Below are 18,462 nucleotides of genomic sequence, written 5' to 3'. Positions count from 1 at the left end.
AGTGGCTGGAAAACGTGGGCAGCGGCTTTATTCTGCTGGCGCTGGTGTACATGTTCTGGAGCGTGATCAACCGCTACGGCGACGAAATCACCGCCAACCTGGTGAACATGGAAGGCACCTGGGGTGTACCCTTCTGGGGCGCGACCATGCTGTTCCTCGGTATCTACAGCACCATGATGCTGAACGTGAGCGACTACTCCCGTGAGCTGAAGGAAGGCACCAAACCGGGTCTGCTGACCACCATCTACGCCATGTCCATTCTGCCCTGTACCCTGTTTATGGGTCTGATTGGCCTGATGGTCTCCGGCGCCACCGGTGTGTCCGACCCCATCCAGGTGTTCTCCAGCGCCGTGGACAACACCCCGCTGCTGATCATCACCCTGCTGTTCATCGCCTTTGCCCAGGTGACCACCAACGTGCTGAACAACGTGGTGCCGCCCACCTACATCCTGATGGACGTGTTCAAGCTGAAGTTCCGCACCTCCACCATTATTGTGGGTCTGCTGGCCTTCTGCACCTTCCCCTGGGAACTGGTGAAGGAAGAGTCTTCCGCCGGCCTGCAGATGTTCGTACAGACCTACTCCGCTTTCCTGGGTCCCATCTTTGCGGTGATGGTGGTGGACTACTTCATCCTGCGTCGTCGCAAGCTGGACATCGACAAGCTGTATGACGAGAACGGTCCCTATAAAGGTGTGAACTACGCCGCCGTGATTGCCGCGCTGGCCGGTGCCGTGGTGGCCCTGACCTTCTCCTCGGTATCCTGGTACGCCAGTCTGCTGCCGGCGGGTATCACCTACTACCTGCTGATGCAGAACTGGAAACCCTGTGAGCGTTTCCGCAATTAATACGAAAAGAAAGGTCCGGTTGACGGACCTTTCTTTTTTTCATGTCTGAATGGCTGTTTCGAATGGCAGCGCACTACCGGCCACGTCACAGCTCAACAAAGGAGAGTCACTGTAACAGGGATGGTGCCCTGGCCTTTTGAGAATGGCCCGGCCGAAAGCACCATGAGCAGGTTTGATATTCAGTCGTTGACTTGAGGAGATAATTATCATGGGTGTACACCAGCGGTTACTTGTTAGTGAAAATGCGAAAAAACTATGGCTACCAGCGTTCTTTGTGCTGGCATCATCGACAGTTCAGGCCACACAGGGAGATGCAAGCGATGTTCAGCAAGCCGAGGGGGAAACGATTAAAACCATTGTACTGATTAACCCCAACTCAAATTCAAAAGCGACCATTTCAATGGCCGAGCTGGCACAGCAGGAAGTGGCCGGACGAGCCAATGTGGAAGGGGTGAGTAACGAGAATGCCCCCGCCCTGCTGACGACCCCTGAGGATATGGAAAAAGCGGCCAGCGGTGTGGTTGCACTGGGGGTGGAAGCGGCTGCCAATAAGCAGGTTGCGGCGCTGATCGTCTCGGCATTCAGCGATCCCGGCCTGCCGGAGTTACGTGCCAGCGTGTCCATACCGGTATTTGGTATTGGCGAGGAAGTCTTTCATGAGGCGGCTCGTGGTGATCGCCCGTTCGGTATTGTGACCGTGACGCCGGATGAAAAGTTGTTGGCTTCATTCAAGCAAAAGGCCGATGAACTGGGCTACGGTCACCTGTATCGCGGCGTTCAGGTCACACCTGGTGATCCCATGGAGCTGGTTGCCTCTGCTGATAAGCTGGATGCCGCATTGGCAACCGCAGTGCAGGCGTCCATTGACCAGGATGGTGCCGAAGCCGTGATTATGGGCGGAGGTCCGTTATCGGCTTCAGCTGTCAGGCTGCAACCCCGGTTCGAGGTCCCTTTGCTGGTGGCAGTGAATGCAGCCGCCCGAGCGGCAATGGCGGCTATCGAATAACGTTATCTTTTCATAAAAATGTAGATGAAAGAAGGTGATAGAGGAGTGCCGCTTACCATGTGAGCGGCATTTTCTGGTTTTGCAGCGCATGGTCGTTTGCGCACAAAACAGGCCGGATTGGCTATGCTGAATATATGCCGGAGCCTGGCTTACTCCAGAGCATCCCGCTGAGGCGGTGCGGCACTCAGACTGCAACCCGTGTTGATATTCCACTGCCGGTATCGGTACTCGCCGTCACCCAGGTAGCGAGGGCACTGGCTGACAGGGGTTTTGTTCGCGTTTTCAAGGGAGATAAACGCATGGATGACAAGCAACTCGAAATAACCCATCACGACCCTCTGCTTTACAACGAGGATCTGGCCCCCATCAAGCACAAGGATCGCAGCTGGGGCTGGTTTGAAATCTTCAACGTCTGGTCCAACGACATTCAGAGCCTGTTTGGCTACACCCTGGCCGCGTCCTTGTTCCTGAGCTACGGTCTGAATGGTTGGGCGGTGATGGCGGCCATTATCCTGGCCGGCTTTATTGTGATGGTGCTGGTCAACCTGACCGGCAAGCCCAGTGTCAAATATGGCATACCCTTTCCGGTGATGATCCGGTCAAGCATGGGAGTGCGCGGCGCCAACTTTCCGGCCATGCTGAGGGCCATTATCGGTATCTTCTGGTATGGGGTGCAGACCTATTTTGCCTCCACCGCTGTGACCCTGCTGCTGACTTCCCTGTGGGGCACAGGCGACAGCGAATATCTCGGGCTGTCGGGCACCGCCTGGCTGTCGTTCGTGATCGTCTGGGCGTTTCAGATAGCCTTGTTCTGGCAGGGTATCGACAAGATCAAGATCTTCCTTAACTGGGCCGGTCCTCTGGTCTATGTGGTCATGCTGGCGCTGATGATCATCGTCTGGTACCAGGCTGGCGATCAGCTGTTGCCGGCGGTGGACACCATCTTCAGTGGCGGCGGCGACTATCAGGGCAGCGACCTGGCGGCCTTTACTGCCATTGTGGGTACCATGGTGGCCTATTTTGCCGCCGTGGTGATCAACTTCGGCGATTTCACCCGTTTTGTGCGCAGCGAGCGGGAGATGAAAATCGGCAATCTGGTGGGGCTGCCCCTCAATGTGGCCTTCTTCTCCTTTATTGCGCTGATCATTACCGCCGGCACCCTGGTGTTGTTTGGTGAGGCGCTGACCAATCCGGCCGATATTGTGGAGCGGGTTGACTCCCTGCCCCTGACCATTATCGCGGCACTGACCTTCTTCGCCGCCACCGTGGGCATCAATCTGGTGGCCAACTTTATTCCGCCGGCCTATGACCTGGCCAACCTGTTTCCCAAGGTGATCAGTTTCCGTATCGGGGGCCTTATTACTGCCGTGGTGGCCTTTTTCGTGGGAGCGCTCTGGGTGTCGGTTATCAGCCAGATTGGCATTCCCGGTTTTGTGAATGCACTGGGTGCCATAGTCGCACCCTTCTACGGCATTATTGTGGTGGACTATTACCTGGTGAAACGGCAGCAGCTGAATATGCAGCAGTTGTTTTCCCGGGATCCACAGGGTGCCTATTTCTACCAGAGTGGCTGGAACAAAAAGGCATTGATCGCCTTTGCCATGGCGGCGGTATTTTCCGTTGCCACCGTCTGGGTGCCGGCGCTCAGTGATCTCAACGGTTATGGCTGGCTGATTGGTGCGGCATTGGGGGGTATTTTTTATTATTGGCTGTCATCGCGCAGCCAGGACTGAAAGCAGGTTATTAAAAGCAACAAAGCGGCCCCTGCAGGGGCCGCTTTGTTGCTTTTTACGAATATGGGCATGATTGTTGACAATGTAAAGGCATGTTACTCTTTGGTTAATCAACGAGCACAAAGGGCAAGCCCATGAATAACAAAAACAGGGATCTGAACAGTGTTTATCAGCGTATCTGGGAAGCGATTGTCGCCCACAAACTGCTGCCGGGTACCCGGCTGAAGGAAGAAGAATTATGTGAGACCTTTGGCCTGAGCCGGGGGTTTGTGCGCAAGCTGCTGTTACAGCTGTCCTACCACAAGCTGGTGAACCTGGTGCCCAACAGCGGTGCCTTTGTGGCCGAGCCTTCACCGGAAGAAGCCAGAGACATTTTTCAGGCGCGGCGGTTGATTGAAGCAGAGCTGGTACGGGAACTGGCGAGCAAATGCACTCTGCGGGAGAAAAAGCTGCTGCAGGAGCACCTGGAAAAGGAACACCAGGCCATGGAGCAGGGCGATCAGAGCCTGCGCATACGGCTCTCCGGGGAGTTTCACCTGCTGATTGGCAAGCTGGCCAACAAACCGGTGCTGACCTCCTTTTTGCATGAAATCATTCCCCGCTCGTCGCTGATCGTGGCCCTGTACCAGCAGCCAAATGGTGTCCGCAAGGGCCACCATCATCATGCCGGGCCATCCTGCAGCGAGCATAATGGACTGCTGGAGGCCATTGCCGGACACCATACCGAACGGGCGGTGCAGTTGATGATTGACCACCTTAACGAGATCGAGGCCCAGCTGCAGCTGGAGCCGCCGGCAGAGGAAGATGTCAATCTGAAGCACATCTTTGCCGAGCTCTGAGGCTGTTCGGCCCGCACACCCTTCACGTTACTGCCGGCAGGTGTCGTTGCAGGCACTGATCAACCGCTCCGCCAGCAGTTTGCTGTGGGCCGAGAGCTTGTCCTGGGCGTGCAGGGTCAGCTCCAGATCCGGTACGTCCGGCAGGCCATCGGCCTCGCTGAGAATACGGTGCCTGGCGGTAACCAGCCGGCGGGGCAGCAGCGAGATGCCAAAGCCCGCTTCCACCGCACAGCAGACTCCCGACAAACTGGTACTCACGTAAGCCAGCCGCCAGCTGCGGCCCAGCCGGTCAAAGGTGTGGGCCATTTCGCCCCGGTACAGGCCGCCGATGGGAAAGGTGACCAGAGGCACCGGCTGGCTGGCCAGGTTGTTGCTCTCCAGGCCGTCTATCCAGCACAGCGGCTCGGGCCAGCTGGCCAGCCCCGGCACGCTGCCCGGACGCTGCTTGACCAGCGCCAGATCCAGCTCGCCGCGCTGAAACTCCCGCCAGATATCGCTGCACAGGCCGCTTTTTACCTCCAGCCGAATACCCGGATACTGATCGGCAAAGGCGGACAGGGCGGGCATGATGGCGTGGGTGGCGAAGTCTTCCGGCACCCCCAGTCGAATTTTCTGCTGCTCTATGCTCAGGCTGGTCTGGGCCACGGCTTCCTGCATTAACTGCAGTATGCGGCGGGCGTAATTGAGCACCCGCTCGCCTTCCAGGGTGGCGGTAATGTAGCGGCCCTTGCGGTTGAGCAACTCGCAGCCGAGCTGGGATTCCAGCTTGCGTATCTGCTGGCTGACGGTGGACTGGGTAAGGTGGGTGCTGTCGGCGGCCCGGGTAAAGCTGCCGGTGTCTACCACCGCCACAAAGCTGCGTAGCAGCACCGGATCGAGAGTGGTCAATTGGGTCATGTTGCCCTTGTAGTGGTAAATGCACTGGGTGCCATTGAATTATTTAATTTATAAATCATTTGGTCATGCTCTACAATCCATGTGTTCAGCATTTAAGCAGCATGGTGCTTGTCAGCCTGCCGTGCTGCTTCCGTTGGCAATGTCCAACCATTCAAGCATAAAAGGACGAAGTAATGGCCCGTAATACCTATTATGCCCCCAAGGGCGGTCTGCCCCCGCAGACTCAACTGATCCACGATCGCGCCGTATTCACCGAAGCCTACGCCGTTATTCCGAAAGGCGTCATGAGCGACATCGTGACCAGCTTCCTGCCGTTCTGGGACGAAACCCGTCTGTGGGTTATCGCCCGTCCGATGAGCGGTTTCTCCGAGACCTTCTCTCACTACATCATGGAAGTGTCTCCCCAGGGTGGCAGCGAGAAACCCGAGCTGGATGCCGGCGCCGAAGGCGTTATCTTCATCGTTGAAGGTGAAATGACCCTGACTCTGGAAGGCAAAGAGCATCACATGGATCTGGGTGGCTACGCCTACCTGCCGCCGGGTGCCAACTGGACCGTGAAGAACAACAGCGACGCTCCCGTGCGCTTCCACTGGCTGCGCAAGGCTTACGAATTTGTAGACGGCATCGACGTGCCGGAAGCCTTCGTGACCAACGAGAACGACATTGAGCCGACCTCCATGCCGGACACCAATGACGTGTGGGCCACCACCCGTTTCACCGATCCGACCGACATCCGTCACGACATGCACGTTAACATCGTGACCTTCCAGTCTGGCGGCGTGATCCCGTTCGATGAAACCCACGTTATGGAGCACGGCCTGTACGTGCTGGAAGGCAAGGCCGTTTACCACCTGAACCAGGACTGGGTTGAAGTTGAAGCCGGCGACTACATGTGGCTGCGCGCCTTCTGCCCCCAGGCCTGCTACGCCGCCGGCCCGAGCCGTTTCCGTTACCTGCTGTACAAGGACGTGAACCGTCACATGGTTCTGAATTCGTCCCCCGCTTACCGCGGCAACCGCAAGTAAGCAGCAGCGGAACGATAGCAAAAGGCAGCCTTCGGGCTGCCTTTTTGCGTTTTTGGTTAGGAGTGAAGGGTGAGGCGTGAGGAAAAAGTTCTGCCTCACCCCTCACCCCTCACCCCTCACCCCTCACTCCTCACCCCTCACGCTCCCAGCAGCCACTCCTTGAGCTGGCCCAGCGAAGTCACTTCATGGTGGGGAGTAATGCCCTCGGGGGCGGGCTTGCCCTGAGTGTTGAGCCAGCAGGTGTGCAGGCCGGCGTTAAGGCCGCCGAGAATGTCGGAATGGGGGTTGTCACCCACCATCAGCACCCGGCTGCGCTCCGGGTTGCCCATAAGATTCAGGGCATGGTCAAAAATGCCGGTGTGGGGTTTGGCCACGCCCACTTCTTCCGATACCACCAGGGGTGAGAAAGCCTGTTCCCAGCCGGCTCGCTGCAGCCGTGCCTGCTGCATGGAGGCAAAGCCGTTGGTGATAATGCCCAGTCGCGCCTTGTCTTCCAGTGAGGCAACCAGCTCACTGGCGCCGGGCAGCAGGGTGCACACCTCCACCATGGTATTCATAAAGGTTTCATTCAGGTGCTGGGTGGTGACCGCCAGCCGGCCGGCCCATTCTTCAAAGCGGCGGTGGCGCAGTTCTTCGGCACTGATGTCGCCGTTCTGGTAGGCCACCCACAACGGCTGGTTTTGAGTCTGGTAGTGCGCAAAGGCCTGTTCATCAAAGTTCACGCCAAAAGCGGCGAACATGCGCTTAAGGCCGGTAAAGGCGTCGAAATGAAACAGGGTGTCGTCGGCGTCGAACAGTATCCAGTCGTAGCGCATCGGGCAGGAACTCCAGAGCAAGTGGCCGGTATGGGCCCACAGTGTAGAAAGCCATGGTGGGCAAACTCAATAGCCGCAGCAAATTATGCTTAAATACAGCCCATATAACCAATAATGAGGAAGAGCGCATGGAGTTTTCCAGCTGGCTGGCGCTGGCGGCCATCTGCATTATGGGGGCCATCAGCCCCGGCCCCAGTCTGGCGGTGGTGATCCGCAACACGGTGCGCGGTGGTCAGGGCCACGGGGTGCTCACCGCTCTGGGACACGGCCTGGGGGTGGGACTGTATGCCCTGATCACCGCTCTGGGGCTGGCGTTGCTGATCACCCGCAATCCGCTGCTGTTTGACATCATCCGCTATGGCGGCGCCGCTTTTCTGGCCTGGCTGGGCATCAGGGCGCTGCTGGCGCGGCCCCAGCCGGGAGCGGCCGAGGAAAGCGGTCATACGGTGCGTGGTCGTCAGGGGGCCTTTGAGGGCTTTATGGTGGCCTTTCTCAACCCGCAGCTGGCCATTTTTTTTGTGGCCCTGTTCAGTCAGTTTGTGCGTGCCGACGCCGGCTGGCAGCAGGGCGGCATCATGATGCTCACCGCCGGCGGCATTGATGCGCTCTGGTATGTGCTGGTGGCGCTGCTGCTGTCCCGGGGGCCGGTGCTGGGCTGGCTGAAGGCCAGGTCGGGCGTGATCGACAAGCTGAGTGGCCTGGTGCTGCTGGCGCTGGCCTGCAAGGTGGTGTTGTAGGCAAACCTCAAAACGTGCGGCATGGTTGTGCGCTGGATCAAAGTTTGGTAGCCTTTTGCGGTCAAAAAATCGGCCTGTGTTAATCAGGTCACGCTTTAAATCACACTTGTAACTAACGGAAGTCAGCAGTTGAGTCCCATGTTGTATCTGCCCACCACCGCACAATGGCACGACCTTATGTCGCTGTCACGGTCCGGTATGGACGGAATTGGGGTGTTTGGCGCCGTTATGGTGCTGGAAGTGCTGGGCCACTGGTTACTTAGCTGGACCGGACTGTCGGCCGATATTTTTGAATACCAGGCGCAACTGGCGGATTTGTTCCCCATTGATGCCCTGAAAACCCTGCTCTGCACCAGCCTGCTGGTGTTTGCACCACTGCTGCTGCAGTGGCTGCTGATGTTGCTGCATCTGCTGCTGCAACATCTTGTCTGGCCGAGAACGCACCATTCCAGGCCGGCACTCTCCACATCTTCAAAGCCTCGCCGTGCCCTGCTTCGGGCGCATGGTTGCCGGGCTCCACCGATGTTCTCTCTCGGGTTCTGATCCTCTTTCAAACGCTGTTGTAGGGCGCCGTTACCGCGTTTGCCGGTAGCTGTCTGTATGCCGCGCTTGTCAAGGTGGTCGATCCCGCCACTGCGTATCGCTCGATACCCATAACTGTCTTGCCGTGCTGCGCGGCAAGCTGGCACCTTTAGGGATAGGGGAAGGTTTCCTTTGTTTATTCGAAAGTTAGTTAACCTGCTGTTGGCAGGGGCGGCGTCTTTTGCGCTGGCCGGCTGCGAAGGCGGCGTGCTGGATCCCAAGGGTCAGGTCGGCGCCGATGAGAAGTATCTGATCATCGTTGCCACCTGTCTGATGCTGCTGGTGGTGATTCCGGTGATTGTGATGACCTTGTACTTCGCCTGGAAGTACCGGGAAGGTCGCAATGAGGCCTATGAGCCCAAGTGGGCCCACTCCACCAAAATTGAGACCGTGGTGTGGGTGGTTCCCATCATCATCATCGTGGCTCTTGGCATCATCACCTGGCGCTCCACTCACGCGCTGGATCCGTACAAGAAGCTTGACCACGACAAGGACCATCTGGTGGTTCAGGTGGTGTCACTGAACTGGAAGTGGCTGTTTATCTATCCGGAGCAGGGCATTGCCACCGTCAACGAGCTGGCGTTCCCCACCGATGTGCCGGTGGAGTTCCGCATTACCTCCGACACCACCATGAACTCGTTTTTCATTCCCCAACTGGGTAGCCAGATCTACTCCATGGCGGGCATGGAAACCCAGCTGCACCTGATCGCCAACGAGCCGGGCCGTTACGACGGTATCTCCGCCAATTACAGCGGCGAAGGCTTTACCGGCATGCAGTTTGACGCCATCGCCACCCCCGACGAAGCCGGCTTTGACGCCTGGGTGGAAAAGGTGAAAGCCGATAAGCACACCCTCGACATGGCCGCCTACCAGCAGCTGGCCGAGCCCAGTGAAAACAACCCGGTGGAATACTTTGGCGATGTCAGCCGAGGCCTGTTCCATGAAGTCGTGATGAAGTTCATGAAGGATCATCACCCCGTTGCGGGCGATGAACATTCACATCACCTGTCAGCCAGCATGATGATGGAGGCTGAGAAATAAAATGTCGTTATTAGGTAAACTCACACTCGACGCCGTGCCCTACCATGAGCCCATTATCATGGTGACTCTGGGCGTGGTGGCCATCGCCGCCGTGGTGATCGCCTTTCTGATCACCCGCTACAACAAGTGGGGCCTGCTCTGGCGCGACTGGATCACTTCGGTGGACCACAAGCGACTGGGCATCATGTATATCATTCTGGCCTTTGTCATGCTGATCCGCGGCTTTGCCGACGCCATCATGATGCGTACCCAGCTGGCCATGTCGACCAACGGTGCCGACGGCTATCTGCCCCCCGAGCACTACGACCAGATCTTCACCGCCCACGGTGTCATCATGATCATCTTTATGGCCATGCCATTCATGATCGGCCTGATGAACATAGTGCTGCCGCTGCAGATCGGTGCCCGTGACGTGGCTTTCCCCTTCCTTAACAACCTCAGCTTCTGGCTGGCGGTGTCCGGCGCCGTGCTGGTGAACATCTCCCTCGGTCTGGGTGAGTTCGCCAAGACCGGCTGGGTGGCCTATCCGCCGCTGTCGGAGCTGGATTTCAGTCCGGGCGTGGGGGTTGATTACTATATCTGGGCGCTGCAGATATCGGGCATAGGTACTTTGCTGACCGGGGTCAACTTCCTGGTGACCGTGTTCAAAATGCGAACTCCGGGCATGAAGCTGATGCAGATGCCGATCTTCACCTGGACCTGCACCTGGGCCAACATTCTGATCGTGGCGTCCTTCCCGATCCTGACCGCGGTGTTGGGCATGCTGACCCTGGATCGCTACCTGGACTTCCACTTCTTTACCAATGCCGCCGGCGGCAACGCCATGATGTACATCAACCTGTTCTGGGCCTGGGGTCATCCCGAGGTGTACATTCTGATCCTGCCGGCCTTTGGTATTTTCTCCGAGGTGATCTCCACCTTTACCGGCAAGCGCCTGTTTGGCTACAACTCCATGGTATACGCCAGTGGCGCCATCTCGGTGCTGGGCTTTATCGTGTGGCTGCACCACTTCTTCACCATGGGCTCCAGCGCCAATGTGAACGCCTTCTTCGGCGTGATGACCATGATCATCGCCGTGCCCACCGGGGTGAAGCTGTTCAACTGGCTGTTCACCATGTATCGCGGCCGTCTGCGCATGACGGTGCCGGTGCTGTGGACTCTGGGCTTTATGACCACCTTTACCATTGGTGGCATGACCGGCGTACTGCTGGCGGTGCCCGGCGCCGACTTTGTGCTGCACAACAGCCTGTTCCTGATCGCTCACTTTCACAACACCATTATCGGCGGTGCCGTGTTCGGTTATCTGGCGGGCTTTGCCTTCTGGTTCCCGAAAGCCATGGGCTTTCACCTCGACGAGAAGCTGGGCAAGGTGTCCTTCTGGTGCTGGCAGATCGGTTTCTACGTGGCCTTTATGCCGCTGTATGTGCTGGGCTTCCTGGGCATGACCCGTCGCCTCAACAGCACCGACAACCCGGCCTGGAACTTCTGGCTCTATCTGGCCGCCGTTGGGGCCGTGTTCATTCTGATCGGCATAGTGGTGCAGTTCTACCAGCTGTATAAAGCCTTCCGTGACCGTGAGCAGAATAAAGACCTGACCGGTGACCCCTGGAATGGCCACACTCTGGAGTGGTCCACCAGCTCACCGCCCCAGTTCTACAACTTTGCCAAACTGCCTCATGTCAGCGACATCGACGCCTTTACCGACATGAAGGAAAAGGGCACCGCCTACCGAGTGCAGGGTGACTATCAGCCCATTCACATGCCGAAGAACACCGCCTGTGGCGTGCTGATCGCCGCGGCCGCCACCGCCGCCGGGTTTGGTGCCATCTGGCATATCTGGTGGATGGTGATCGCCGGCCTGGTGGCCAGCTTTGTGATCTTCCTGTGCCGGGCCTATGACACCGACACCGACTATTACGTGCAGCCCGACGAAGTCGAGCGCATCGAGCAGGCACACCTGCGTAACGTGATGAAGGAGGCCTGATGGAAGCCGTATCCGTTGATCTCAAACAGGTGCAGGCGCACCACCACGAAGAGCACCACGACACCGGGGGCAACACCCTGTTCGGTTTCTGGCTCTACCTGATGACCGACTGCCTGCTGTTCGCGTCCGTGTTCGCCACCTATGCGGTGCTCTATATGAACACCGCCGGCGGTCCGGGCGGCCGGGAGCTGTTTGATCTGAAATTTGTGGCGGTGGAAACCGCCGTACTGCTGGTTTCCAGCATCACCTACGGCTTTGCCATGCTGGCCGGCCACAACCACAAGCGGGGCCTGACCCTGCTGTGGCTGCTGGTCACCTTTGCGCTGGGGGTCACCTTTATCGGTATGGAACTGTACGAGTTCCATCACCTGATTGAGTCCGGCAATGGTCCGCAACGCAGCGCCTTCCTCACCTCCTTCTTCACCCTGGTGGGCATGCACGGTCTGCACGTGACCGCCGGCCTGGTGTGGATGCTGGTGCTGATGGTGGAGCTGATGAAGCGGGGCACCGGCCCCCGCACCCTGACCCGTCTGGGCTGCCTGAGCATGTTCTGGCACTTCCTCGACGTGGTGTGGATCTGTGTATTTACCGTGGTGTATCTGATGGGGGCAATGGCATGAGTCACAACCATGACGCCGTGGATCACGGCAGCGTGAAATCCTATCTCACCGGCTTTGTGCTGTCGGTGATCCTGACCGCCATTCCGTTCTGGGCGGTGATGACCGGCCAGCTGAGCCCGGGGGCGACCCTGGGCACTGTGGTGCTGTTGGCCATTGTGCAGATTGTGGTGCATCTCAAGTACTTCCTGCATCTGAGCTTCAAGCCCAACAGCCGGGAAAACACGGTGGCATTCCTGTTCTCCGCCCTCATTATCGTGATGGTGGTGGGTCTGTCGGTGTGGATCATCCTCAGCTCCAACGAAATGATGATGTATTAAGGCACTGTCCGGCCCGGACAACCGGGCCGGCATTAATATGCACAAACACGGGTAAGACTCACCACATTACATGAACGATTCGGCTCTCCGGGTTGTGTTGTAGCTGCCGCTTTAGCCGGCAGGGCCTGTGTAACAGGCCTTGAATACACCATTGTCTGCGAGTTGGCGCCAACTAAAGTGGCGCCTACAGCAGTAGCAGGCAAGGTGAGTGGGTCATTAATCCGAATGGTATAAACCGGGTTTCATCCCAAGGGGCATTATATGATTCGGCCTTATCTCAAGGTCACCAAGCCGGGCATTATCATGGGCAACCTGATCTCGGTGGCCGGCGGCTTTTTTATGGCTGCCCGCGGCGACATCGACTGGTCGCTGATGTGGGCCACTCTGATCGGGCTGTCGCTGGTGGTGGCGTCGGGCTGTGCCGTCAATAACTGTATCGACAGTGATATCGACGCGCGCATGCGCCGCACTCGCAACCGGGTCACGGTGACCGGCGAGCTGTCGGCACGTACCGCGCTGATCTATGGCCTGGTGCTGGGCGTGGCGGGCTTTGCCCTGCTGGCCTGGTTCACCAATGCCGTGGCCACCGGCTTTGCCGCCTTTGGCTATGTGGTATACGTAGGCTTTTACAGCCTGTGGCTGAAGCGCGCTTCCGTGTACGGCACCCTGGTGGGCAGCCTGTCCGGTGCCGTGCCGCCCGTGGTGGGCTATTGCGCCGTGAGCGGCCAGTTTGATGCCGGCGCCGCCATTTTGCTGCTGATGTTCAGTCTGTGGCAGATGCCTCATTCCTACGCCATTGCCATTTTCCGCTATGAGGATTATGCGGCCGCCAATATTCCGGTGCTGCCGGTGGCGGAAGGGGTGGCCAAGGCCAAACGGCAGATAGTGCTCTATATTGCGCTGTTCTGTGTGGTAACCGCCCTGCTGCCGCTCAGCGGTTACACCGGCCTCACCTTTATGACGGTGGCCTGTGCCACCAGTCTGTGGTGGCTGGTGATGGCCTTTAACGGTTATCGCCGGGGTGCCGAGGAGCTGGGCTGGGCCCGTCGTGTGTTTGTGTTGTCCATTATTACCATCACCGCCATCAGCGTGACCATGGCGTTTGACTTTCGCACCGCGCCCGAGGCGTGGCTGGCGATGAATTTGTAAATCGTTTTTCCGTTTCTCTCCCATTTGGCCGGAGTCGCACCTTGTTGCTTCGGTCCTTTTTTCTTCTTTCCGGCTAAAGCGTGAGAATGCGCTGATACTCGCCGATATTGACCTCAAATTTCGTGGTTTGCCGCAGGTAGTCGCGCATGGCTTCCAGCGCTTCCGGTTCACCGTGCACCAGCTCAATGGCGGTCCCGTCAGCCAGAGCCGACGCCGCCAGCCAGTCTCCCAGCTCGGCATAATCCGCATGCCCCGACAGCCCGTGCAGCCGTTCCACCCGGGCCCGGTTATCAATCCATTCGCCGTGAATGCGTACCTTGTCGCAGCCCTGCAGCAGTTTGTCGCCCCGGGTGCCGCCGGCCTGATGACCGGTCAGCAGCAGGGTGGTGCGGTGATCTCCCAGCAGCCGTTTCATGTGGTGCAGTATGCGTCCGCCGGTGACCATGCCACTGCCGGCGATAATGATATGGGGGTAAACCTCGTCGGCCAGGGCCTTGGAGTCTTCCACGCTGCGCACCAGGGTGATGGCCTGGCCCAGCCGGTGGCAGTCGGCTCGGCTCAGGCGGTGCTGATCCACAAAGCGTTCGTAGATTTCGCTCACCTCGATGGCCATGGGACTGTCGAGAAACACCTTTAGCCGGGGAATGCGGCCTTCGTCCATCAGCCGTACCAGCAGGTGCTGCAGGGTCTGGGCCCGGCCCACGGCAAAGCTCGGGATCAGCATGACGCCGCCGGCGGCCACGGTATCGTTAACCACACCGGCCAGCTGCTCCAGCGGATCGCCCGGCTCGTGGCGGCGATCGCCATAGGTGGCTTCAAGCAGCAGCAGATCCAGTGCCGGCAGCGGCCGGGGCGGATGCATAAACACATCGTCGGGCCGGCCCACGTCGCCGGAAAAGCCCACCTTTTTGCCGTCGCATTCCAGGATCAGGCTGCCGGCGCCGAGTATATGCCCTGCCGGCTGCAGCCAGAAATGCAGGTGGCCTACCTGTCTGGGCCGGTCAAAATCCAGCGGCCGGAACAGCTTCATGCACTGCTCGGCGGTTTTCTGGTCGTACAGAGGCTCGGGTTTGTCATGCTTGCTCAGCTTGTGCCGGGTCAGGTAGCCGGCGTCTTCCTCCTGCAGGTGGCCGCTGTCTGACAGCAACACCTCGCACAGGGCTTGGGTGGCCGGATGGCAATAGACCGGCCCCCGGTAGCCCTGCTTGTACAGCACCGGAATATAGCCGGAGTGATCCAGATGGGCGTGGGTCAGCACAATGGCATCGAGGCTGCCAATATCCAGCGGCAGCGGTTGCCAGTTGCGCCGGCGCAGCCACTTGTAGCCCTGATACAGGCCACAGTCCACCAGAATGTGCCGGTTGTTGTGGCTGACCAGAAACTTGGAGCCGGTCACCGTCTGGGTGGCGCCGAGAAAGGTAATTTTCATGGGGCTTCTCCCGGTTCGAGCCAGCCCAGCCGCCGCGCCGGGTCCAGCAGCAGCGGAGTGAGATCCAGCCCATTGGACGAATGGGGCACCGAGTTGCTGGTGATCAGCCGGCTGACTCCGGCGTCCTGTAATTGATCTTCGATACGATCGGCAAACAGGCCGTGAATGGCGGCGCACTCAATATGTTCAATGCCGGCGGCGGTAAGGGCGTGAGCACACTGCAGCATGGTGCGGCCGCTGGAAATCACGTCGTCCACCATAATGGCGCTATGCCCGCGCCAGGCGGACAAGTCCGGCAGATACACCTGCACGTCCCGATCGCCTCGGCGCTCCTTGCGGCCCACCACAAACGGATGGCCGCTGGCCGCCGAAAGCGCCGATACCCATTGTTCGCTTTCGGCATCGGGCCCTACCAGCAGCAGGGGCTCGCGGCGCGCCTTGAGCCAGTCGGCCAGCAGAGGCGCGGCCTGCACGGCGGTGGCGGGAATGGTGTAAAGCTCGCTCAGGGCATGGTAGCGGTGCAGGTGCGGATCCACCGTCAGCAGCCAGTCGAAGCGTTCGGAGATCAGCCGGGCAAAGCTGCGGGAAGTGACCGCCTCGCCGGGATGAAAACGGGTGTCCTGGCGCATGTAACACAGATAGGGTGCAATCAGGCCAACCCGGCCGGCCCCCAGTTCTTTTAAGGTGTCGCACAGAAAACACAGGGGCAGCAGGCGCTCATCCGGGCGGGACAAATCCGCCAGCACCATGACCGGGCGTTCCGGCGTGATGGCCGACAGAATGCGCAGGTAGCTTTCGCCATCGGGAAAGCGGCGATATTCCAGCTCACCGGGCTCGGCGGGCAGGGCCCGGCACAGCGGGGAGAACAAGGCATGGCTGTCGGGCAGCACAAACAGCAGCGGGGTCATGGTGCCTCTCCGATCATGAACAGGTCGTGGTTGTGGGCGTAGTAGTCGGCGGCATAGTCCAGTTCGCCCTGGCTGTCGGCATAAAGAGTAAACAGCGGCTGGCCCATGGCCAGGGCCTGGCCCAGCTTGGCGTGCAGCCTGAGCCCTGCCGCGGGCGAATAGGGAGCGCCGGCCAGCTTGGCCAGCCGGGCCAGGCGACGGTTATCCATGGCCAGCAGGGTGCCGCTGTGGCGGGCGCCGAGTGGCAGTGAGCAGGCGGCCTCGGGAATGGATTTCAGGCCGCCCTGAGCCTCGCAAATACGTTGAAACTGTTGCCAGGCCTGGCCCGACTGCAGCAGCTCGCGGGCGAGAGCCGTGGTTTCTGACAGCTCGCCCCGGTCCGCCATGTTCAGCAGGTGAGCGGTCAGAAACAGCGCCCGCTCGCGCAGATCGGCCGGCGCACCGGGCTGGCATTGCAGCACCGCCAGCACATCCCGGGCCTCCTGAGCCGGCCCTATGCCATAGCCGATGGCCTCATTGCCCTCGGTGATCAGGCAGCACACCTTCAGCTTCAGCGCCTTGCCCACGGTTTCAAACAGGCTGGCCATGTTCTCGGCGGTGGCCTGACTGCGTACTTTGGCGGTCGGCCCCACCGGAATGTCGATGAGAGCGTGGGTGGAGCCGGCGGCGATTTTCTTGGACAGCACCGAAGCCACCATCTGTCCGGTGCCGTCGATATCCAGCGCCCGTTCAATGCGAATAAGCATGTCATCGGCCGGGCTCAGGTTGACGGCACCGCCCCAGGCCAGGCAGGCGTTGGCCTTGCGTACCGTGGCCTGAATTTCGGCCAGATCCAGGTGCACCCGGGTCAGCACCTCCATGGTGTCGGCAGTGCCCGATGGCGAGGTGATGGCCCGGGATGAGGTTTTGGCCATCACCAGTCCGGCGGCGCTGGCAATGGCCACCACGATGGGGGTGGTGCGGTTGCCGGGCAGGCCGCCAATACAATGCTTGTCTACCAGCTGCAGCCGGTCAGGCCAGCTCAGGCGCTTGCCACTGGCGACCATTGACTGGGTGAGGGCAATGACTTCATCGGTATTGAGCCGTTCGACACAGGCGGTCAGAAAGGCGGCGATCTGCATATCGGAATAACGATGCTGGCTGATGTCACTTATGATGTCGTTCATTTCCTTGTGTGACAGGGAGTTGCCATACATCTTTTTGCGTACCGCACTCATGGAATGCAGCACAGGGGCGTGACGCACCGTGACCATTTCGTGGCCGGCCAGCGCCAGTCGCTGCCAGGCAATGCGGGAAAACCCGATATGCCGGGCCGGCAACACCTCGTTGGTGACCACGTTCAGGGTGGCGATAAGACTGCGATCGTTCACACTGACTTCGATGCGGGTATTGGCGTTAAAGCCTTCGGCCCGGCACACTTCACTGTCGGCCCGAATAAATACCACCGGCTCCTGATGTGTATCTATGCCCATGGAGGTGGCAAACAGGGTATGAATGGCCGCCACAATGCTTGTCCAAAAGTGAATGATGCTTAAAGACTAGCCGCCGGCCTGAGTTTTCGCCGGCTACACTTTGGCAGGGTGATTGTTTTGAGAAAGGAACAGATACAATGCTGAGACCCCGTATTACTCCAAGCCGGTTGCTGCATCAGCATCAGCCGCTGGCCGGCAAGGAAGTGGGGGTATTGTGCTGGAACGCACAAAAACTGACTCAGGACGCTCGCTTTCATCAGAGCCTGACGGAGCTGACCGAAGGTTACCCCACCAGCCTGCTGCTGTTGCAGGAAGCCCGGCTGGCGCCTCGGGGAGAAGCCTGGCTGGAAGGCTGGTCCTGGGCAGTCTCGCCCAATATGCAGACCCGCACTCAGCTGTTTGGCGTGCTCACTGCCGGCCGCTGCGCCTTTAATGACATTATGCCGCTGCTGAGCCAGAGCCGGGAGCTGCGTTTTGCCACCCACAAAAGCCTGATGCTGACCCGTCATCCCCTGCCCGGTGACGGAACTCTGCTGGTGGTGAATATGCACGCCATCAACTTTGTGCACGCCGGCCTGTTTATCAGTGAGATGGAGCTGTTGCGCACCGAGCTGTTGCGCCATTCCGGGCCGCTGATCGTGGCCGGCGACTTTAATGTGTGGAGCCGTCAGCGACGGCTGTATCTGCGCCAGTTCTGCCGGGCCCTGGGCCTGCGCCAGGCGGTGATGGAAAACTCCCACCACGTAAAAAGCTATCTGCGCCAGCCCCTGGACTTTATTTTCTACCGGGATTTGCAGCTGCTGTCGGCCACTGCCATCAATATGCCCGGTGTGTCGGATCACAACCCCATTCATGCGAATTTTCTGCTGTAGGTGCAATACTCCGGTGCAGTCTGCAGTGAACACTCGGTTAAAAAGGTTAGCGTGCCGATACATTCAGGGCGGGAGCATACTTTGTTAATGAAATTTGAACGGGCAGATCGTCTGTGATCTAATCAGCGCTTCTTGCTAAAGGAGCCTGGCCATGACCCTGATCGAACACCTTACCCTTGTTGAAGAAACCC

At 59.1% G+C, this 18,462-nt stretch carries 18 protein-coding genes; 13 read left to right on the top strand and 5 right to left on the bottom strand.

All coding sequences use genetic code 11. From position 1 onward, the window contains the following. From DA373_RS15335 to DA373_RS15320, 4 genes are all read left to right on the top strand, one after another. On the top strand, positions 1-845 hold an 845-nt coding region (locus tag DA373_RS15335; RefSeq protein WP_198650334.1), incomplete at its 5' end, for an NCS1 family transporter. A gap of 208 nt (positions 846-1,053) precedes the next feature. Next, a complete protein-coding gene (locus tag DA373_RS15330) occupies positions 1,054-1,851 on the top strand; it encodes an aspartate/glutamate racemase family protein (RefSeq protein WP_232821321.1) in 798 nt (265 codons plus the stop codon). A 299-nt stretch (positions 1,852-2,150) separates the two neighbouring features. Continuing rightward, positions 2,151-3,584, top strand: coding sequence for an NCS1 family nucleobase:cation symporter-1 (locus DA373_RS15325; protein WP_107853150.1), 1,434 nt, complete (start codon positions 2,151-2,153; stop codon positions 3,582-3,584). A gap of 134 nt (positions 3,585-3,718) precedes the next feature. Continuing rightward, on the top strand, positions 3,719-4,423 hold the full coding sequence (locus DA373_RS15320; RefSeq protein WP_107853149.1) for a GntR family transcriptional regulator: 705 nt from the start codon (positions 3,719-3,721) through the stop codon (positions 4,421-4,423). A gap of 27 nt (positions 4,424-4,450) precedes the next feature. On the opposite strand, the gene DA373_RS15315 is transcribed toward DA373_RS15320, so the two are convergent. After that, positions 4,451-5,320, bottom strand: a complete 870-nt coding sequence (locus DA373_RS15315) for a LysR substrate-binding domain-containing protein (protein ID WP_107853148.1) — start codon at positions 5,318-5,320, stop codon at positions 4,451-4,453. Between the two features lie 173 nt (positions 5,321-5,493). Between DA373_RS15315 and DA373_RS15310 the strand changes: the two genes are divergently transcribed. Beyond that, positions 5,494-6,345, top strand: a complete 852-nt coding sequence (locus DA373_RS15310) for a bifunctional allantoicase/(S)-ureidoglycine aminohydrolase (RefSeq protein ID WP_107853147.1) — start codon at positions 5,494-5,496, stop codon at positions 6,343-6,345. Between the two features lie 137 nt (positions 6,346-6,482). Here the strand turns inward: DA373_RS15310 and yjjG are convergent, their stop codons facing one another. Continuing rightward, the gene (yjjG, locus tag DA373_RS15305; protein WP_107853146.1) at positions 6,483-7,160 is read right to left on the bottom strand and encodes a pyrimidine 5'-nucleotidase; all 678 of its coding nucleotides are present in this window, start codon (positions 7,158-7,160) and stop codon (positions 6,483-6,485) included. A 128-nt stretch (positions 7,161-7,288) separates the two neighbouring features. Between yjjG and DA373_RS15300 the strand changes: the two genes are divergently transcribed. From DA373_RS15300 to cyoE, 7 genes are all read left to right on the top strand, one after another. After that, on the top strand, positions 7,289-7,897 hold the full coding sequence (locus DA373_RS15300; protein WP_107853145.1) for a LysE family translocator: 609 nt from the start codon (positions 7,289-7,291) through the stop codon (positions 7,895-7,897). 138 nt (positions 7,898-8,035) lie between these two features. After that, complete coding sequence (locus DA373_RS15295; RefSeq protein ID WP_232821329.1) at positions 8,036-8,440, top strand: hypothetical protein; 405 nt, start codon at positions 8,036-8,038, stop codon at positions 8,438-8,440. Between the two features lie 171 nt (positions 8,441-8,611). Continuing rightward, the gene (cyoA, locus tag DA373_RS15290) at positions 8,612-9,520 is read left to right on the top strand and encodes a ubiquinol oxidase subunit II (protein ID WP_107853144.1); all 909 of its coding nucleotides are present in this window, start codon (positions 8,612-8,614) and stop codon (positions 9,518-9,520) included. A gap of 1 nt (position 9,521) precedes the next feature. Continuing rightward, complete coding sequence (gene cyoB / locus DA373_RS15285) at positions 9,522-11,504, top strand: cytochrome o ubiquinol oxidase subunit I (RefSeq protein ID WP_107853143.1); 1,983 nt, start codon at positions 9,522-9,524, stop codon at positions 11,502-11,504. Continuing rightward, the gene (gene cyoC / locus DA373_RS15280; RefSeq protein WP_107853142.1) at positions 11,504-12,124 is read left to right on the top strand and encodes a cytochrome o ubiquinol oxidase subunit III; all 621 of its coding nucleotides are present in this window, start codon (positions 11,504-11,506) and stop codon (positions 12,122-12,124) included. Before cyoB ends, cyoC begins: the two co-directional genes overlap by 1 nt. After that, the gene (gene cyoD / locus DA373_RS15275; RefSeq protein ID WP_107853141.1) at positions 12,121-12,441 is read left to right on the top strand and encodes a cytochrome o ubiquinol oxidase subunit IV; all 321 of its coding nucleotides are present in this window, start codon (positions 12,121-12,123) and stop codon (positions 12,439-12,441) included. Before cyoC ends, cyoD begins: the two co-directional genes overlap by 4 nt. Positions 12,442-12,702: 261 nt before the next feature. After that, the gene (gene cyoE, locus DA373_RS15270; RefSeq protein WP_107853140.1) at positions 12,703-13,590 is read left to right on the top strand and encodes a heme o synthase; all 888 of its coding nucleotides are present in this window, start codon (positions 12,703-12,705) and stop codon (positions 13,588-13,590) included. A gap of 73 nt (positions 13,591-13,663) precedes the next feature. Here cyoE and DA373_RS15265 read toward each other — a convergent pair whose 3' ends face one another. The 3 genes from DA373_RS15265 to DA373_RS15255 are packed head-to-tail and all read right to left on the bottom strand — an operon-like array spanning position 13,664 to position 17,432. Beyond that, a complete protein-coding gene (locus tag DA373_RS15265) occupies positions 13,664-15,019 on the bottom strand; it encodes an MBL fold metallo-hydrolase RNA specificity domain-containing protein (RefSeq protein ID WP_107853139.1) in 1,356 nt (451 codons plus the stop codon). Further along, positions 15,016-15,927, bottom strand: a complete 912-nt coding sequence (locus tag DA373_RS15260) for a ribose-phosphate diphosphokinase (protein WP_107853138.1) — start codon at positions 15,925-15,927, stop codon at positions 15,016-15,018. Before DA373_RS15260 ends, DA373_RS15265 begins: the two co-directional genes overlap by 4 nt. Further along, positions 15,924-17,432, bottom strand: a complete 1,509-nt coding sequence (locus tag DA373_RS15255; protein ID WP_232821310.1) for a thymidine phosphorylase family protein — start codon at positions 17,430-17,432, stop codon at positions 15,924-15,926. Before DA373_RS15255 ends, DA373_RS15260 begins: the two co-directional genes overlap by 4 nt. A 104-nt stretch (positions 17,433-17,536) precedes the next feature. Here DA373_RS15255 and DA373_RS15250 point away from each other — a divergent pair, with 104 nt between their 5' ends. Then, positions 17,537-18,271: an endonuclease/exonuclease/phosphatase family protein gene (locus DA373_RS15250; RefSeq protein ID WP_107853137.1), complete on the top strand. Its 735-nt coding sequence runs from the start codon at positions 17,537-17,539 to the stop codon at positions 18,269-18,271. Positions 18,272-18,462 lie beyond the last annotated feature (191 nt).

The organism is Oceanimonas marisflavi, from assembly GCF_003049725.1.
Classification (GTDB): Bacteria; Pseudomonadota; Gammaproteobacteria; order Enterobacterales; family Aeromonadaceae; genus Oceanimonas; species Oceanimonas marisflavi.
This window is presented reverse-complemented; position numbering and strand designations above follow the sequence as displayed.

Coding starts and splice junctions, on each gene's coding strand:
- DA373_RS15330 (WP_232821321.1), top strand. CDS start 1,054: ATGGGTGTACACCAGCGGTTACTTGTTAGTGAAAATGCGAAAAAACTA.
- DA373_RS15325 (WP_107853150.1), top strand. CDS start 2,151: ATGGATGACAAGCAACTCGAAATAACCCATCACGACCCTCTGCTTTAC.
- DA373_RS15320 (WP_107853149.1), top strand. CDS start 3,719: ATGAATAACAAAAACAGGGATCTGAACAGTGTTTATCAGCGTATCTGG.
- DA373_RS15315 (WP_107853148.1), bottom strand. CDS start 5,320: ATGACCCAATTGACCACTCTCGATCCGGTGCTGCTACGCAGCTTTGTG.
- DA373_RS15310 (WP_107853147.1), top strand. CDS start 5,494: ATGGCCCGTAATACCTATTATGCCCCCAAGGGCGGTCTGCCCCCGCAG.
- yjjG (WP_107853146.1), bottom strand. CDS start 7,160: ATGCGCTACGACTGGATACTGTTCGACGCCGACGACACCCTGTTTCAT.
- DA373_RS15300 (WP_107853145.1), top strand. CDS start 7,289: ATGGAGTTTTCCAGCTGGCTGGCGCTGGCGGCCATCTGCATTATGGGG.
- DA373_RS15295 (WP_232821329.1), top strand. CDS start 8,036: ATGTTGTATCTGCCCACCACCGCACAATGGCACGACCTTATGTCGCTG.
- cyoB (WP_107853143.1), top strand. CDS start 9,522: ATGTCGTTATTAGGTAAACTCACACTCGACGCCGTGCCCTACCATGAG.
- cyoC (WP_107853142.1), top strand. CDS start 11,504: ATGGAAGCCGTATCCGTTGATCTCAAACAGGTGCAGGCGCACCACCAC.
- cyoD (WP_107853141.1), top strand. CDS start 12,121: ATGAGTCACAACCATGACGCCGTGGATCACGGCAGCGTGAAATCCTAT.
- cyoE (WP_107853140.1), top strand. CDS start 12,703: ATGATTCGGCCTTATCTCAAGGTCACCAAGCCGGGCATTATCATGGGC.
- DA373_RS15265 (WP_107853139.1), bottom strand. CDS start 15,019: ATGAAAATTACCTTTCTCGGCGCCACCCAGACGGTGACCGGCTCCAAG.
- DA373_RS15260 (WP_107853138.1), bottom strand. CDS start 15,927: ATGACCCCGCTGCTGTTTGTGCTGCCCGACAGCCATGCCTTGTTCTCC.
- DA373_RS15250 (WP_107853137.1), top strand. CDS start 17,537: ATGCTGAGACCCCGTATTACTCCAAGCCGGTTGCTGCATCAGCATCAG.